This is a genomic window from Achromobacter sp. 1011811831 (assembly GCF_059760905.1).
Genome location: NZ_JCBANG010000118.1, coordinates 1 through 15469, shown reverse-complemented (window position 1 = coordinate 15469; position 15469 = coordinate 1). Strand labels below are relative to the sequence as shown.

The 15469-nt window shown below is 68.0% G+C and carries 13 protein-coding genes and 1 pseudogene; 12 read left to right on the top strand and 2 right to left on the bottom strand.

Annotation, left to right across the window (positions count from 1 at the left end; all coding sequences use genetic code 11):
* Positions 1–72 precede the first annotated feature (72 nt).
* From odhB to AC6LJ9_RS27875, 10 genes and pseudogenes are all read left to right on the top strand, one after another.
* Positions 73–993 (top strand): annotated as a pseudogene (gene odhB / locus AC6LJ9_RS27920) (2-oxoglutarate dehydrogenase complex dihydrolipoyllysine-residue succinyltransferase); the annotation flags it as partial.
* A 115-nt stretch (positions 994–1108) separates the two neighbouring features.
* On the top strand, positions 1109–2536 hold the full coding sequence (lpdA, locus tag AC6LJ9_RS27915; RefSeq protein WP_103273230.1) for a dihydrolipoyl dehydrogenase: 1428 nt from the start codon (positions 1109–1111) through the stop codon (positions 2534–2536).
* A 113-nt stretch (positions 2537–2649) separates the two neighbouring features.
* Positions 2650–3741 carry a cell division protein ZapE gene (gene zapE / locus AC6LJ9_RS27910; protein WP_498150074.1) on the top strand — a complete coding sequence of 364 codons (1092 nt, stop codon included), beginning with the start codon at positions 2650–2652 and terminating at the stop codon, positions 3739–3741.
* A 112-nt stretch (positions 3742–3853) separates the two neighbouring features.
* Positions 3854–4384 (top strand): sigma-70 family RNA polymerase sigma factor, encoded by a 531-nt coding sequence (locus AC6LJ9_RS27905; RefSeq protein ID WP_498150073.1) that lies wholly within the window; start codon positions 3854–3856, stop codon positions 4382–4384.
* Positions 4377–5315 (top strand): DUF4880 domain-containing protein, encoded by a 939-nt coding sequence (locus AC6LJ9_RS27900; RefSeq protein WP_498150072.1) that lies wholly within the window; start codon positions 4377–4379, stop codon positions 5313–5315. The genes AC6LJ9_RS27905 and AC6LJ9_RS27900 overlap by 8 nt, the downstream gene beginning before the upstream one ends.
* A gap of 209 nt (positions 5316–5524) precedes the next feature.
* Positions 5525–7921, top strand: a complete 2397-nt coding sequence (locus AC6LJ9_RS27895; protein ID WP_498150075.1) for a TonB-dependent siderophore receptor — start codon at positions 5525–5527, stop codon at positions 7919–7921.
* Positions 7922–8142: 221 nt separating this feature from the next.
* Positions 8143–8775 (top strand): DUF4198 domain-containing protein, encoded by a 633-nt coding sequence (locus AC6LJ9_RS27890; RefSeq protein ID WP_498150071.1) that lies wholly within the window; start codon positions 8143–8145, stop codon positions 8773–8775.
* A 23-nt stretch (positions 8776–8798) separates the two neighbouring features.
* Positions 8799–9080: a DUF3649 domain-containing protein gene (locus AC6LJ9_RS27885; protein ID WP_498150070.1), complete on the top strand. Its 282-nt coding sequence runs from the start codon at positions 8799–8801 to the stop codon at positions 9078–9080.
* Positions 9077–10681, top strand: coding sequence for a PepSY-associated TM helix domain-containing protein (locus AC6LJ9_RS27880; RefSeq protein ID WP_498150069.1), 1605 nt, complete (start codon positions 9077–9079; stop codon positions 10679–10681). Before AC6LJ9_RS27885 ends, AC6LJ9_RS27880 begins: the two co-directional genes overlap by 4 nt.
* Positions 10682–10696: 15 nt before the next feature.
* Entirely contained in the window at positions 10697–11020 is a 324-nt protein-coding gene (locus AC6LJ9_RS27875) for a DUF3325 domain-containing protein (RefSeq protein WP_498150068.1), read from the top strand.
* 16 nt (positions 11021–11036) lie between these two features.
* On the opposite strand, the gene AC6LJ9_RS27870 is transcribed toward AC6LJ9_RS27875, so the two are convergent.
* Positions 11037–11558 (bottom strand): DinB family protein, encoded by a 522-nt coding sequence (locus AC6LJ9_RS27870; protein ID WP_498150067.1) that lies wholly within the window; start codon positions 11556–11558, stop codon positions 11037–11039.
* 29 nt (positions 11559–11587) lie between these two features.
* Positions 11588–12832 (bottom strand): citrate synthase/methylcitrate synthase, encoded by a 1245-nt coding sequence (locus AC6LJ9_RS27865; protein ID WP_498150066.1) that lies wholly within the window; start codon positions 12830–12832, stop codon positions 11588–11590.
* On the opposite strand from AC6LJ9_RS27865, the gene AC6LJ9_RS27860 reads away from it, so the two are divergent.
* The gene (locus tag AC6LJ9_RS27860) at positions 12783–14006 is read left to right on the top strand and encodes a citrate synthase family protein (protein WP_498150065.1); all 1224 of its coding nucleotides are present in this window, start codon (positions 12783–12785) and stop codon (positions 14004–14006) included. The genes AC6LJ9_RS27865 and AC6LJ9_RS27860 overlap by 50 nt on opposite strands.
* A gap of 84 nt (positions 14007–14090) precedes the next feature.
* Complete coding sequence (locus tag AC6LJ9_RS27855) at positions 14091–15422, top strand: tryptophan--tRNA ligase (RefSeq protein WP_498150064.1); 1332 nt, start codon at positions 14091–14093, stop codon at positions 15420–15422.
* The last annotated feature ends 47 nt before the right edge of the window (positions 15423–15469 follow it).

Here is a 15469-nt window from a genome sequence, read left to right as displayed (position 1 = left end):
TTTTCAAACAAGAAGACGCCATCCGAAATCCCAGGTGGCGCCGCGTGGCCCGGGGGAGTGGAATAGGAGACGGCGGCCCCCCCGGCCGCCGCCGCGCCCGCCTCGACCTCCGCCGCCGGCGTGGCTTCGCCCGCCGCCGCCAAGATCCTGGCCGAGAAGGGCGTGGACGCCGCTGCCGTCGCCGGCACCGGCCGCGATGGCCGCGTGACCAAGGGCGATGCCCTGGCCGCCAACGCAGCGCCGGCCAAGGCCGCCGCCGCTCCGGTCGCCCCCCCGACGCTGTCGCTGGACGGCCGTCCGGAACAGCGCGTGCCGATGAGCCGCCTGCGCGCCCGCATCGCCGAGCGCCTGCTGCAGTCGCAGCAGGAAAACGCGATCCTGACCACGTTCAACGAAGTGAACATGCAGGCCGTCATCGACCTGCGCAACAAGTACAAGGACAAGTTCGAGAAGGAACACGGCATCAAGCTGGGCTTCATGTCGTTCTTCGTCAAGGCCGCCGTGGCCGCCCTGAAGAAGTTCCCGCTGATCAACGCCTCGATCGACGGCAAGGACATCATCTATCACGGCTACTTCGACATCGGCATCGCCGTGGGCAGCCCGCGCGGCCTGGTGGTGCCGATCCTGCGCAACGCCGACCAGCTGTCGATCGCCGACATCGAGAAGGCCATCGCCGACTTCGGCCGCCGCGCCGCCGACGGCAAGCTGGGCATCGAAGAGATGACCGGCGGCACGTTCTCGATCTCCAACGGCGGCGTGTTCGGCTCGATGCTGTCCACCCCCATCATCAACCCGCCGCAATCGGCCATCCTGGGCGTGCACGCCACCAAGGAACGCCCCGTGGTTGAAAACGGCCAGATCGTCATCCGCCCGATGAACTACTTGGCCCTGTCCTACGACCACCGCATCATCGACGGCCGCGAAGCCGTGCTGGGCCTGGTCGCCATGAAGGACGCGCTGGAAGATCCGCAGCGCCTGCTGCTGGACCTGTAATTCCAGCTTTCCCGTCCCGGCGCGCGGCGGCCTTGCCACGCGCGCCCGGGCCGGCGCCATGCCGGCCCGCCGCGGATGGGGCGCGTTCCCCTTCATTTCCCATCGCGAGAACACTATGTCCAAACAATTCGACGTCGTCGTCATCGGCGCGGGCCCCGGCGGCTACATCGCCGCCATCCGCGCCGCCCAGCTCGGCATGTCGGTGGCTTGCATCGACGCCTGGCAGAACGGCCAGGGCGGCCCGGCTCCCGGCGGCACCTGCACCAACGTGGGCTGCATCCCGTCCAAGGCGCTGCTGCAATCGTCCGAGCACTACGAGCAGGCCAACCACCACTTCGCCGAGCACGGCATCGAGGTCAAGGGCGTGAGCCTGAAGCTCGACACGCTGATCGGTCGCAAGAACTCGGTGGTCAAGCAGAACAACGACGGCATCTTGTACCTGTTCAAGAAGAACAAGGTCACCTTCTTCCATGGCAAGGGCGCCTTCGCCGGCCAGGTCGAAGGCGGCTGGGCGATCAAGGTCACCGGCACCACCGAGGAAGACCTGGTTGCCAAGCACGTGGTCGTGGCGACCGGTTCGTCGGCGCGCGAGCTGCCCGGCCTGCCGTTCGACGAAAAGGTTGTGCTGTCCAACGACGGCGCGCTGAACATCGGCGCCGTGCCGAAGACGCTGGGCGTGATCGGCGCCGGCGTGATCGGCCTGGAAATGGGCAGCGTGTGGCGCCGCCTGGGCTCCGAAGTCACCATCCTGGAAGCGATGCCGGAATTCCTGGCCGCCGCTGACGGACAAGTGGCCAAGGAAGCCTTGAAGGCCTTCACCAAGCAGGGCCTGAACATTCAGATGGGCGTCAAGATCGGCGAGATCAAGGCGACCGCCAAGTCCGTGACCGTGCCCTACGTCGACGCCAAGGGCGCCGAGCAGAAGCTGGTGGTCGACAAGCTGATCGTCTCGATCGGCCGCGTGCCCTATACCGGCGGCCTGAACGCCGACGCCGTGGGCCTGAAGCTCGACGAGCGCGGCTTCGTTGCCGTGGACGGCGACTGCAAGACCAACCTGCCCAACGTCTGGGCGGTGGGCGACGTGGTGCGCGGCCCGATGCTGGCGCACAAGGCCGAGGAAGAGGGCGTGGCGGTTGCCGAGCGCATCGCCGGCCAGCACGGCCACGTCAACTTCGACACCGTGCCGTGGGTCATCTACACCTCGCCGGAAATCGCCTGGGTCGGCAAGACCGAGCAGCAGCTCAAGAAGGAAGGCCGCGAGTACAAGGCTGGCAGCTTCCCCTTCCTGGCCAACGGCCGCGCCCGCGCGCTGGGCGACACCACCGGCTTCGCCAAGGTGATCGCCGACGCCAAGACCGACGAGGTCCTGGGCGTGCACATCGTCGGCCCGATGGCCTCGGAGCTGATCTCGGAAGCCGTGACCATCATGGAATTCCGCGGCGCCGCCGAAGACATCGCCCGCATCTGCCACGCGCACCCGACCCTGTCGGAAGCCGTGAAGGAAGCCGCGCTGGCGGTGGACAAGCGCGCCTTGAACTTCTGATGCGCGGGCTCCGGTCCGTTCGGGGGCTGGCCCCCGGCGGATCGGCGCCATGGTTGCCTGGGGGCGGGTTCGCGGATCCGCCCTTTTTTCATCCTGCCAGCCTGTTTCCCCACATGAACGTCAGCGAATACTACGAACACGCCCTGGCCGAGCGCGGCTACCAGCCCGACGAGGCCCAGAAGAAGGCGATCGACCGCCTGCAGCGCTACTACGACGAATGGGTCAAGTTCAAGGCGATGCGCTCGAACGCGCTGAAGAAGCTGCTGAACCGGCCGGACGTGCCGCGCGGCGTCTATCTGTGGGGCGGGGTGGGGCGCGGCAAGAGCTTCCTGATGGACGCCTTCTACGCCACCGTGCCGGTGGTGCGCAAGACGCGCCTGCACTTCCATGAATTCATGCGCGGCGTGCACCGCGAGCTGGAAGAGGTCAAGGGCACGCAGGATCCGCTGGACGAAGTGGCCCGGCGCGTGGCCAAGCGCTACCGCCTGATCTGCTTCGACGAGTTCCACGTGTCCGACGTGGCCGACGCGATGATCCTGCACCGGCTGCTGCTCAAGCTGTTCGAGCACGGCACGTCCTTCGTGATGACGTCGAACTACGAACCATCGACCTTGTATCCCGAAGGGCTGCACCGCGACCGCGTGCTGCCGGCCATCGAGCTGATCCAGGCGCGCATGGATGTCATGAACGTGGACGCCGGCGTCGACTATCGCCGCCGTTCGCTGGAGCAGGTGCAGTGCTATCACACGCCGCTGGACGAGCGCGCGCAGGCGGCGCTGCAGGACGCGTTCAACCAGCTGGCCGACACACCGCCGCAGGAACCGCTGCTGCACATCGAGCACCGCGAGATCCGCGCGCTCCAGCTGGCCGGCTCGGTGGTGTGGTTCGACTTCGCCACGCTGTGCGGCGGTCCCCGCTCGCAGAACGATTACCTGGAACTGGCCAACCGTTTCCACGCCGTGATCCTGTCCGGCGTGCCGCGCATGGGGCCGCGCCAGGCCTCTGAGGCGCGCCGCTTCACCTGGCTGATCGACGTGTTCTACGACCATCGCGTCAAGCTCATCATGTCGGCCGAATGCGAGCCGGAAGAGATCTACACCGAGGGCGCGCTGGCCAACGAGTTCCACCGTACCGTGTCGCGCATCCTGGAGATGCAGTCGCGCGAATACCTGGAATCCGAGCGCCGGCTCACCGTGACGTTGTAGTTCTGCCGCATGCGCCGGCCGCGGGGCGGGCGCATGCGCATGCAAGATTGTTAATGCAATTCATTATCAATTAATATCCTGGGACTTCTGGTCAAGCGCCGCTGGTCCCACCGTGTCTTCCCTTTTTGCTCCCGACGCCCGTCGCGCCGATGCCGACGCCGTGCCGGTCGATCATCTCTACCGCAATCATCGCCCCTGGCTGTTCGGCTGGCTGCGCCGCAAGACCGGCTGCGCGCATCGCGCCGAGGACCTGGCGCAGGACGTGTTCGTGCGCGTGATCCAGGGCCGCAAGGCCGTGCGCGCCAACGACGCCCGCGCCTTGCTGGCCACCATCGCCAAGGGGCTGGTGGTCGATCACCAGCGCCGCGCGGCGCTGGAACATGCCTATCTGGACTACCTGGCCGCGTTGCCCGAGGCGCATGCGCCGTCGCCCGAGGAGCAGGCCGTGCAGATGCAGGCGCTGATGCGCCTGGACCGCCTGCTTGACGGTTTGCCGCCCAAGGCGCGCTCGGCCTTCCTGCTGTCCCAGGTCGACGGGCTGAACTATGCCCAGATTGCCCAGTGCCTGGGCGTGTCGCTCAGTTCCGTGCAGCAGTACATGGTGCGGGCGCTGTCCGCCTGCTATTGCGCGCTCGATGGCTGAGAGGCTGGACGCCACGGCCCGGCAGGCCATCGGCTGGTGGGCGCGGCTGGCCTCGGGCGTGGCCAGTCCGGACGAGCACGCCGCTTGCGCCGCCTGGCTGGCGCAGGATCCGGCGCACCGCGCTGCCTGGGACCGGCTGCAGGCGATCGGACGCGACGCCCGGCGTGTGCCCTCGGAGCTGGCGCATGCGGCGCTGGACGCGCCGGCGTCTCCCGCGCGCCGCGCGGTCCTGCGCAATGCGCTCTGCGTGGCGGGCGTGGGCGTGGCGCTATGGGCCGGCTACCGGCATGCGCCGTGGCAACGGCTGCTGGCTGATCACAGCACGGGCCTGGGAGAGCGCCGGACGCTGGCGGCGGCGCCGGGCTTGAGCCTGACGCTCAATGGCGACAGCGCGCTGAGGCTGGACGTGCAAGCACGCAGCGTCGAACTGCTGCGCGGCGAACTGCTGGTGCGCTTGGCGCCGCAAGATGGCGCGCCGCCGCTGCGCGTGGACACGGGCCACGGCGTCCTGTCGGCCACGCGCGCCGTGTTCGACCTGCGTCGCGGCGAGCGCGATGCGCGCGTCGGCGTCTACGAAGGCAGCGTGCAGGTCGCGCGCGAAGGCGGTGCGATCCATATCTCCGCCGGCGAACGGGCCGCCTTCGCCGAGCGCGGGCAGGTGCGCCGCCGCGCATCGGATCCGGACCGGCTGGCCTGGGCGGACGGCCTGGTCGTGGCCAAGGATTGGCGCCTGGACGAGTTCGCGGCTTATCTGGCCGCGCAGCGCGTCGGCGTGATCCGCGTGGCGCCGGAAGTGGCGGACTTGCGCCTGTCGGGCGTATTTCCCCTGGACGACGCCGAACGCGCGCTCAGGACGCTGGAAGACACCTTGCCGATCATCGTGATCCGGCGCACCGCGTATTGGCTGCAGGTGGCGCCGCGCGAGACCTGACGGCACGCCTGTCCATTCAGCCGTTACAACTTTTCCTGGCCGCGCATTGCAGGTTTCTCGCGCCCATCCGGAATAGACGGATCAAGACCGACAAACGAAGGGAGGGATCCGTGTCCGTTTCGATTTCCGCGCGCCCGCGCGTTTCACTCAGCGCCGGCCGGCTGGCCGTGCTGCTCGCCTGCGCCGGCGCATTCCAGAGCGTCGCGCCCATCGCCTGGGCGCAGCCGGCCGAGCAGGCGCAGGCCGCGCGGGGCTATCGGGTCGCCGCCGGCCCGCTGGCCGATGCGCTGACGCAGTTTGCGCGCAGCGCGGGCGTGCTGTTGTCCTTCGATCCTGCGGTGGCCAGCGGTCGCCGTTCGGAAGGGCTGGACGGCGCCTATACCGTGGCCGAGGGCTTTGCCCGCCTCCTTGCCGGCAGCGGCCTGCAGGCGCGCGCCCGTTCGGGCAACGCCTGGACCGTGGAGCCGGCGCCGGCGGGCGGCACGCAGACGCTCGCGCCGGTCACGGTGACCGGCATGTCCGACAGCGCGTTGGCGCCCACCCTGGGGTATGTTGCCCGGGCCAGCGTCAGCGCCACCAAGACCGATACGCCGCTGATCGAAACGCCGCAGTCCGTGTCGGTCATCACGCGCGAGCAGATCGCCGACCAGGGCGCGCAGACGCTGAACCAGGTGCTGCGCTACACCGCCGGCGTGGCCACCGAATCGCGCGGCGCCACCGCCACGCGGCTGGATCAGTTCAACGTGCGCGGCTTTTCCGCGTCCACCTACCTGGACGGCCTGCGGGTGTTCGGCGGCCGCGACGCGTTGCCCCAGGTCGACGCCTACCGCCTTGAACGCGTCGACGTGCTCAAGGGCCCCGCATCCGTGATGTACGGGCAGGGCGGTCCCGGCGGCGTGGTCAACCAGGTCAGCAAGCGGCCGCTGGACGAACCGATGCGCGAAGTCGAGCTGCAGGCCGGCAACTTCGATTTCCGCCGCGCCAACGTCGACTTCAGCGGCCCGGTCGACGAGGAGGGCAAGTTCCTCTATCGCCTGACCGGTTCCGGCTACCTGTCCGATGGCCAGGTCAAGGACACCAAGGAGCGGCGCTATTTCGTATCGCCGGCCTTCACCTGGAAGCCCAACGCGGATACCTCGCTGACCGTGCTGACGAACTTCCAGCGCGATCCGGACATGGGCTCCTATGGCTCGGTATCGGCCATGCGCACGGTGCTGTCCGCGCCTGACGGCAGGAAACTGCACGCGAGCCACTACGATGGCGACGCCAATTTCGAGAAGAGCGACCGCAAGAGCTACTCGCTGGGCTATGTGCTGGACCATCGCTTCAACGATACGTTCAAGGCCACGCAAAGCGTGCGCTGGACGCATTCCGAGGCGGTCTACCGAAGCGTCTACGGCGCGTCCAACGGTAATTTCGGTTATCTGGACAAGGCCTACACGCGCCAGCAGCGCGCATCCATCGCCACCGATGCGGACGTGGACGCCTTCACCATCGACAACAATGTGCAGGCCCGTTTCGACACCGGCCGGATCGGGCATTCGGTGTTGCTGGGCTTCGACTACCAGCACGTCAAGACCGATACGCTGGAAGGATTCGGCTCGGCGCCGGCGCTGAACGTGCTGGACCCCGACAACCGCCAGCGCATTCCGGTGCCGCCGTTCTCGACCGACCGCAGCACCAAGCAGTACCAGAGCGGCCTGTACTTCCAGGACCAGCTCAAGCTCGGCCAGCTGTCGGTGCTGCTGGGCGGACGATACGACTGGTCACGCAATGTGGGCCAGGCGCGCGATATCGCCAAGGGCACCGTCACGCCGTCCTCGCTGAGGGCGGAGGCGTTCACCGGGCGCATGGGCGTGATCTACAACTTCGACAACGGCGTGGCGCCGTACTTCAGCTACTCGGAGTCGTTCGAGCCGCTGTCCGGCACGGGTTGGAACAACGTGCCGTTCAAGCCCATCGAGGGCAAGCAGTACGAAGCGGGCATCAAGTATCAGCCGCCGGGCAGCGCGACCATGCTGTCGGTCGCGGCCTTCGATATCCGGCGCGAGAACATGACGACCACCGATCCGGATCCGACGCATGTGTGCGGCGGCTCGGGCGGCCGTTGCCAGGTGCAGGCGGGAGAACTGCGCACGCAGGGGATCGAGCTGGAAGCCAAGACCGAGCCGCTGCGCGGCCTGAGCCTGCTGGCGTCCTATTCGCTGATGAAGAATGAGTACTCCAAGGCCTATCCCAATGCCGCGGGCTTCGATCTGAAGGGCAGGGCGCCGGCCGGCGTGCCGTCACAACAGGCTTCGGCCTGGGCGCGCTACCAGCTGCAGGAAGGCCCGCTGGCCGGGCTGGGCGTGGGCGCCGGGGTGCGCTACATCGGCTCGTCCTATGTCAACGAGGCCAATGCCTACAAGGTGCCCTCGGTGACGCTGTTCGACCTGATGCTGGACTACGACCTGGGCCGCGCCTCGCCCTCGCTCAAGGGCATGCAGGTGGCGCTGAACGTGTCCAACCTGTTCGACAAGGAATACGTCGCGTCTTGCCTGAACGAATCCTGGTGCTGGTTCGGCTATCAGCGCTCGGTCAAGGCCAGCTTGCGTTATCGCTGGTAGGACAGGCGTTCGGCGGCGCTCCGGAGACGGGGACGCCGCAGGGGCGGGGGGCGGCGGCCGGGCTGCCGCCTTCTCGCGCTCATTTCGTAGTGAGAATGGTTATAATTTATAACTTCGATTCGTCCGAGCGACGGATATCGAAGCAATGCCGAGAGCACAAACAGGGCCTGCGCCGCGCGGGGCGGCGCAGGCCCGATACGCAGACTGAAGGAATGGCAATGATGAAATTCGCAAGAACCCTGGCCGCCCTGGCCCTGCTGGGCAGCGCGGGCGCCGCCCAGGCCCACTTCGTCTGGCTGGAGCGCGGCGCCGACGGCCCCGCCAAGGCCTATTTTGGCGAATGGGCCGACGACCTGCGCGAACAGCGCGAGGGCCTGCTGGGCAAGGTGCTGGCCAGTCCCGAAGTGACCGGCGCGGACGGCAAGGCATTGCCGCAGGCCGGGCAGGGCGCGGACTTCATTGCCTTCGCGGCGGCCGGCAAGGGCGACGTGCGCCTGCGCCAGCCGTACCTCTACAAGGACACGCTGGTCCATTTCGGCGCCAAGGCCGGACGCAACGATACCCAGGCCGGGCTCGATCTGGAGCTGGTGCCCGTCGCCGCCGGCGGCAATGCCTTCGTGCTGCAGTTCCGGGGCAAGCCCCTGGCCAAGACCGAAGTCACCGTGTTCGGCCCGCCCAAGTGGGAAAAGCGTTTCCACAGCGATGAGCAGGGCCGCATCGAGATCAGCACGCCCTGGCCCGGCCAGTACGTGATCGAAGTCGCGCATGTCGAAGACAAGTCCGGCGAGACCAACGGCAAATCCTATGCCAAGGTCCGCTACGTTTCCACCCTGACGTTCCTCGTGTCCAAGTGAAAGCTCCCGCCGCCGGCGCAGCCATGCTGCCCTATCAACTGGCCGTGGCCTCGCGCGCCATCGCCGCCATCCTGGGCTGCTACGGCCTGGCTTCCGCCGCCGCCGCCTGCCTGGCCGTCTGGCTGCCGCTGGCGCGGGCGGATGCCGTGGTGACGGCGCAGATGCTGTCCTTCGTGTTCTACGCCTGCGGCGTGATCTGGGTCTTCGCGACCCGCAACGCCTGGCGCGCCTGGGCCGGCATCCTGATTCCCACGGTCGTGCTGGGCCTGCTGTACCTGGCGGGCCGCGGCGCGGTGGCGGCATGAAGCCGGCGGACGCCAAGCAACAGGGCCAGGAGGGCTTGCGCCAGGCCATGTCCTGGCTGCACACCTGGTCGGGGCTGATCTTCGGCTGGGCGCTGTTCGCGATGTTCCTGACCGGCACGCTGGCATTCTTCCGGCCGGAGATCACGCGCTGGATGCAGCCCGAGATCCAGGTCCAGTCCGCGCCCGCGCAGCAGGCCGTGGCCACGGCCCAGCGCTATCTCAGCGAGCACGCGGTCGACGCCAAGCGCTGGTTCATCACGCCGCCGACGGACCGCGAGCCGCTGATCCTGCTGCTGTACCAGGTGCCCAAGCCCAAGCCGGGCGAGCGCGGCTTCGTGCGGGTCAAGCTCGATCCGCAGACCGGCCAGGCCGTGACGGCGCGCGAGACGCGCGGCGGCGACTTCTTCTACCGCTTCCATTTCGAGCTGGAGATCGGCTTTCCCTGGGGACGCTGGCTGGCCAGCATCGCGGGCATGTTCATGCTGGTGGCCATCATCAGCGGCATCATCACGCACAAGAAGATCTTCACCGACTTTTTCACCTTCCGTCCGAAGAAGGGCGGACAGCGCGCCTGGATGGACGGGCACAACGCGCTGTCCGTGCTGGGCCTGCCGTTCCACCTGATGATCACGTTCAGCGGGCTGGTCCTGTTCATGGGCATGCTGATGCCGGCGGGCATCCTGGCCGTCTATGACGATGCGCGCCAGTTCAGCGACGAGGTCTTCGCCTCGTTCAAGGTCACGCCGCCGCGCGGCTCGCCCGCGCCCCTGACCGAACTCGCGCCCTTGGTGGCGCAGGCCGAAAGCCACTGGCAGGGCAGCGTGGGCCGCATCACCGTCAACAACCCCGGCGATGCCGGCGCCACGGTGACGCTGACGCGCAACGCGGCCGACGGCGTGTCCTATGGCCGCCTGTCACCCTACATGCGCTTTGATGGCGTGACCGGCCAGATGCAGGAAAGCCTGGACGAGCTCAGCCCCACCGTGCGCACGGCCGGCGTGATCACCGGCCTGCACCTGGGATTGTTCGCCGCGCCGGTGCTGCGTTGGTTCTATTTCCTGGTGAGCCTGGCTGGCACCGGCATGGTCGGCACCGGTCTGGTGCTGTGGATCGCCAAGCGCCGCCAGAAGGCCCGGCCGGGCGCGCGCGAAGCCTTCTCGCTGCGCCTGGTTGATGGCTTGAACGCCGGCACGGTGGCGGGCCTGTTCATCGCCGTCGCCGCCTTCTTCTGGGCCAACCGCCTGCTGCCGGCCGACCTGCCGGGACGGCAGCTCTGGGAAGTGCGCGCCTTCTTCTCGGCCTGGGGCTTGTCGCTGGTCTACGCCTTCCTGTTCCAGCGCCGCAAATGGCTGGACCTGCTGGCCGCCGCCGCCGCGTCGCTGGCGCTGGTGCCGGTGATCAACGCGCTGACCACCCAGCGCCATCTGGCGGCCTCGCTGCCCGCCGGCGACTGGGTGATGGCCGGGTTCGACCTGACCTGCCTGGCCGGCGCGCTGCTGTTGGCCTGGATGGCCCGCAAGGCGGCCCGCGCCCGCAAGGCGCCGGCCGGCCGTCCGTCGGCCCGGCCCGCGCCGACGGCCCAATCTTCCCAAGCCGCTTGAAACCAAGGAGCAACCATGACGCTTGCCGCCTTCTGCCTGGCCTACGCGGGTTTCTCTGCCCTGTGCCTGGGCATGGACCGTCATTACGAAGACGTGTTCGACCGTGAACTGCCGCGACGCCATCGCCTGCCGCTGCGGCTGTTCGGCTGGATCGCGCTGGCGCTGTCCTTGTGGGCCTCGGCGGCGGTCTGGGGCTGGAGCTACGGCACGGTTGAATGGATCGGCATCCTCAGCATCGCCGGCCTGCTGCTGATCTGGTTCCTGACCTTCCGTCCGCGCGCCGCCCTGACCGCCGGCGGCCTGTGCGCGCTGGCCGCGCCCGTGCTCGCCGTGGTCTGAGGAGCCGCCAGCCAGCTCAGGCTGGGGCGGCCTGTCTCGTCTGCCGTTGATAGCGCAGCAGGTCGAGCTCCGGGGCCTGCCCGGAAACGCGCGTGAGCATGGCGTGCGCCTGCCCGCGGTGGTGTGCCTGGTGATTGAACCAATGCGCGAGCGCGGATCCGATGTGCTGCTGCAGCTGCTCCAGCGTCGAGGTCCGTCGGTATGAAATGACGGTATCCATGGCGCACTCGGGCAAGGCCAGGACAAAGCGGGCGATCTCGTCGTCCTCCTGTTCTCGCGCCGCTTTCAATGCCGGGAAGTCCTCAAGAAGGATCTGATCCAGGCGATAGCCCGGATCCGGCAGGCCACAGAGGCGATGCCGCCAGATCCGGTCGGTCACGAGCAGATGGTTGAGCGTGCCTTCGATGGACTTGAAGAAGGCGCCGCAATCCTGGCGGTATTGTTGCGCTTCGAGCCCGCCGACCGCGTGGTACAGGATTCCGTTCGCCCATGCGTTGTACCGCGCCAGGACGTCGAAATGCGCCTTGAGTGTCGTCATGTTCATCTCTCCGTCACAGGCTGGCAGGTTCAGTGGCCGGCGGCGAGCGCCTCTTCCGGCAGCGCCTCGGGCAATGGCCCGGTATAGCGAGACTGCGGCCGGATCAATCTTCCTGTCAATGCCTGTTCCCGCGCATGGGCGATCCATCCCGAGACGCGTCCCATGGCAAAGATGCAGGTGAAGACCTCGCGATCGAAACCCAGGGCGTCCAGCAGCAGGGCCGTGTAGAACTCGACATTCGTCTCCAGCGCGCGATCAGGCTTGTGGCGGCGCAGCGTGTCCAGCGCGATCTGTTCGATCGTCTGCGCCAGCTCGGCGCGCTGTCCGGGCACATGCTGGCCCTGCAGCAGCGGCTTCAACGCGGCCTTCAGCGCATCGGCGCGCGGGTCTCGGACCCGGTAGATGCGATGGCCGAATCCCATCAGCCTGTCGCCGCGCTCCAGCGCCGCGTCCAGCCACGTCGCCGCCTTGTCCGCCGTGCCGATGGCATCCAGCATGTCCAGCACCGGACCCGGCGCGCCGCCGTGCAGCGGGCCCTTCAATGCGCTGATCGCGGCCAGGACCGAGGATGTCAGTCCGGCCCGGGTCGACGCCACGACCCGGCTCGCGAACGTGGAGGCATTCAGGCCATGATCGGCCACGGTCACCAGGTACGCGTCCAGCGCATGCGTGTGGGCGGCCTCGGCGGGCAATCCCGACATGCGCAGGATGTCGGCGGCATGTCCCAGGGTCGCGTCCGGCGGGATCGGGGCCTGGCCCTGCCGCAGCCGGATCAGGCCGGCGGTGAAGACGGCCGGCGCGGCCACCAGATGCAGCGCCGTGATCGGGTCATTGCCGTCCTTGATCCTGGCGACCAGCGCGCGCATCGCGTCGATGGGTTCCAGCGCGAGCAATGCCGCATCAGAGGAACCCAGATGCTGGAACACCGCGACCCGGGCGGCGCCCAGCGCCGACTGCCAGGTCTGAGGGGGCGCGGGTTCATCCAGGAACTGCGCGAACAGCATCGCCATCACGCCCTCATAGGTCTCGCGCGCTGCCAGATCATCGAGCGAGCGCCCGCGGATGATCAGTTTTCCACGATTGCCATCCACCTCGGACAAGACGGTTTCCGCCGCGATCACTTCGTCCAAACCTATTGCCATCACATGCTCCTTGTTGATGGGATCATGTTCATCTGCAATAGTATTGACGTCAATCTTGATTAATTTAATCAATATAAATGCCATGACCTGGATTACCGCCCATGAAGCCGTCGAGCTGACGGGCGTGCGCATGCAGACCCTGTATGCCTACGTCAGCCGAGGCAAGATCCGCAGCAGGCAGGACGGCGGCGATTCCCGCCGCAGCCTGTATCACCGCGACGACGTGGCCCGCATGGCGGGACGCCAGCGCGGGCAACGCAATGCCGCCACGGTGGCCAGCGGCGCCATGGAGTGGGGCGATCCGGTCATGCCCTCCGCCATCTCGACGGTGCGGGATGGCCGCCTGTGGTACCGGGGCGCCGATGCGGTCGAACTGGCCCGCGCCAGCCAGCTGGAAGACATCGCGGCCGTCCTGTGGGAGAGCGGCGACGGCAAGGTGGATCTCTCTGACGCGCCGGCCGGCGCGGCGCCGTCTGCTGGCGAGGCCGGGGCCATACAGCCGGGCATCGCGGCCATGGCGGGGCGCTGCGTCGCCGACCTGCCCACGCAGGGCCGATCCCTGGGCGCGCTCAGGGCGGAAGCCCGCGGCGTCCTGGCAACGCTCGTCGTCTCGATGTTCGGATCCCAGGCGCTGCAGGCGGGCGGCAGCATCAGCCAGCAGCTGGCGGCCGCCTGGAAGCGGCCGCGCGCGGAGCCCGTCATACGACAGGCGCTTTGTCTGCTGGCGGACCACGAGCTCAATGCCTCGACCTTCGCCACGCGCGTGACGATCTCGACGGGCGCCAGCCTGGCCGCCGGCATCCTGTCGGGCCTGGCGACCTTGACGGGGCCGCTCCATGGCCGGGCGGCGATGAGCTTGAAACCGCTGATCGATGCGATGGCGCACACCGATGCCGAGTCCCTGGTGCGGGAGCGCCTGCACATGGGCTTGGGCTTTCCCGCATTCGGGCACCCCTTGTATCCCGCGGGAGATCCGCGCGCGGCGGCGCTGCTGGACAGCCTGGCCTTGCCTGCTTCCTATGCCAGCCTGGCCCGGCAGGTCGAGCGCCTGGCGGGCGAGCGGCCGAACATCGATTTTGGACTGGCGGCGCTGAGCGCGGTGCACCGTCTGCCCTCGCATGCGCCGCTGGCGCTCTTCGCCATCGGACGTTGCGTGGGCTGGCTCGCCCATGCGCTGGAGCAGGCTGGGTCGGGGCAGATGATCCGGCCTCGCGCGCGCTACGTCGGCGTTTCCCCGCCTGTCGAGCCGACCGTGGCTTCGGCGACCCGGAACATCGCCAGGCGGCACCGGAAAGGTGGGGCATGACCGCGCCCGCGGGACCGGCAATCCAGGGACGCAACGCCGACACGTTACACTTGAACCCTCATCCAGCAACCGCAGCCTCATTTCATGAACACCCGCGTCCTTACCGGCATCACCACTTCCGGCACTCCCCATCTCGGCAACTACGCCGGCGCGATCCGCCCGGCCGTCGTCACCAGCACACAGCCCGGCGTGGACGCGTTCTTCTTCATGGCCGACTATCACGCGCTGATCAAGTGCGACGATCCGGCGCGGGTGGCGCGATCGCGGCTGGAAATCGCCGCCACCTGGCTGGCGGTGGGTCTGGACCCTGAGCGCGTCACGTTCTATCGCCAGTCCGATATCCCCGAAATCCCCGAGCTGTGCTGGGTACTGAACTGCGTCACGGCCAAGGGCCTGATGAACCGCGCCCACGCCTACAAGGCCTCGGTGGACCAGAACGAGGCCAAGGGCGTGGAGCCGGACGACGGCGTGACCATGGGCCTGTTCTCCTATCCGGTGCTGATGGCCGCCGACATCCTTATGTTCAACGCGCACAAGGTACCGGTGGGCCGCGACCAGATCCAGCATCTGGAAATGGCGCGCGACATCGCGCAGCGCTTCAACCATCAGTACGGCCGCGACTATTTCACGCTGCCCGAGGTGACGATCGAGGAAGAGGTCGCCACGCTGCCGGGGCTGGACGGCCGCAAGATGTCCAAGAGCTACAACAACACCATCCCGCTGTTCGAGGGCGGCGCGCAGGCGCTGCGCGCTTCGGTGATGCGCATCGTGACCGATTCGCGCGCGCCGGGCGAACCCAAGGACGCCGAGAATTCGCATCTGTTCACGATCTATCGCGCTTTCGCGACGCCGGTTCAGTCCGCCGCGTTCCGCAAGCAGCTGGAAGAGGGCATGGGCTGGGGCGATGCCAAGCAGTTCCTGCTCGATCATCTGGAACAGCTGCTGGCGCCGATGCGCGAAAAGTACTTCGACCTGATGGCCAACCCCGGCCGCATCGAAGAGGTGCTGCAGGCCGGCGCGGCCAAGGCGCGCAAGCTGGCCACGCCGTTCATGGCCGAACTGCGCGAGGCCGTTGGCCTGCGCAACCTGAGCGTCGCCGTGTCGCAGGACAAGGCGGCCGGCAAGAAGGCCAAGGGCAAGGGCGCCCGCTTCGTCAGCTTCCGCGACGAGGGCGGTTTCCGCTTCCGCCTGCTGGCGGCCGATGGCGCCGAGGTGCTGCTGTCGCGGCCTTTCGCCGATCCCAAGGAAGCCGGTCAGTGCATGCGTCGGCTGCAGGAAGCCTCGCCGGATGAGTTGCTGCAAGTCGGGCGGGTGACGGTGGATGGAAGCGAGATTGCGGTTGCGCCCGCTGATCAGGAAGCGTCCGCCTGGACGGCGCGGCTGCGCGAAGCCCTATTGTCCCTGCCGCGGGATTGAGCGCGGCGGTTCAGAAAAAAGGCCGGTACGCATTGGGCGTACCGGCC

Coding starts and splice junctions, on each gene's coding strand:
- zapE (WP_498150074.1), top strand. CDS start 2,650: ATGAACGTCAGCGAATACTACGAACACGCCCTGGCCGAGCGCGGCTAC.
- AC6LJ9_RS27880 (WP_498150069.1), top strand. CDS start 9,077: ATGAAGCCGGCGGACGCCAAGCAACAGGGCCAGGAGGGCTTGCGCCAG.
- AC6LJ9_RS27890 (WP_498150071.1), top strand. CDS start 8,143: ATGAAATTCGCAAGAACCCTGGCCGCCCTGGCCCTGCTGGGCAGCGCG.
- AC6LJ9_RS27865 (WP_498150066.1), bottom strand. CDS start 12,832: ATGCGCACGCCCGTCAGCTCGACGGCTTCATGGGCGGTAATCCAGGTC.
- AC6LJ9_RS27860 (WP_498150065.1), top strand. CDS start 12,783: ATGACCTGGATTACCGCCCATGAAGCCGTCGAGCTGACGGGCGTGCGC.
- AC6LJ9_RS27875 (WP_498150068.1), top strand. CDS start 10,697: ATGACGCTTGCCGCCTTCTGCCTGGCCTACGCGGGTTTCTCTGCCCTG.
- AC6LJ9_RS27855 (WP_498150064.1), top strand. CDS start 14,091: ATGAACACCCGCGTCCTTACCGGCATCACCACTTCCGGCACTCCCCAT.
- AC6LJ9_RS27885 (WP_498150070.1), top strand. CDS start 8,799: ATGCTGCCCTATCAACTGGCCGTGGCCTCGCGCGCCATCGCCGCCATC.
- lpdA (WP_103273230.1), top strand. CDS start 1,109: ATGTCCAAACAATTCGACGTCGTCGTCATCGGCGCGGGCCCCGGCGGC.
- AC6LJ9_RS27900 (WP_498150072.1), top strand. CDS start 4,377: ATGGCTGAGAGGCTGGACGCCACGGCCCGGCAGGCCATCGGCTGGTGG.
- AC6LJ9_RS27870 (WP_498150067.1), bottom strand. CDS start 11,558: ATGACGACACTCAAGGCGCATTTCGACGTCCTGGCGCGGTACAACGCA.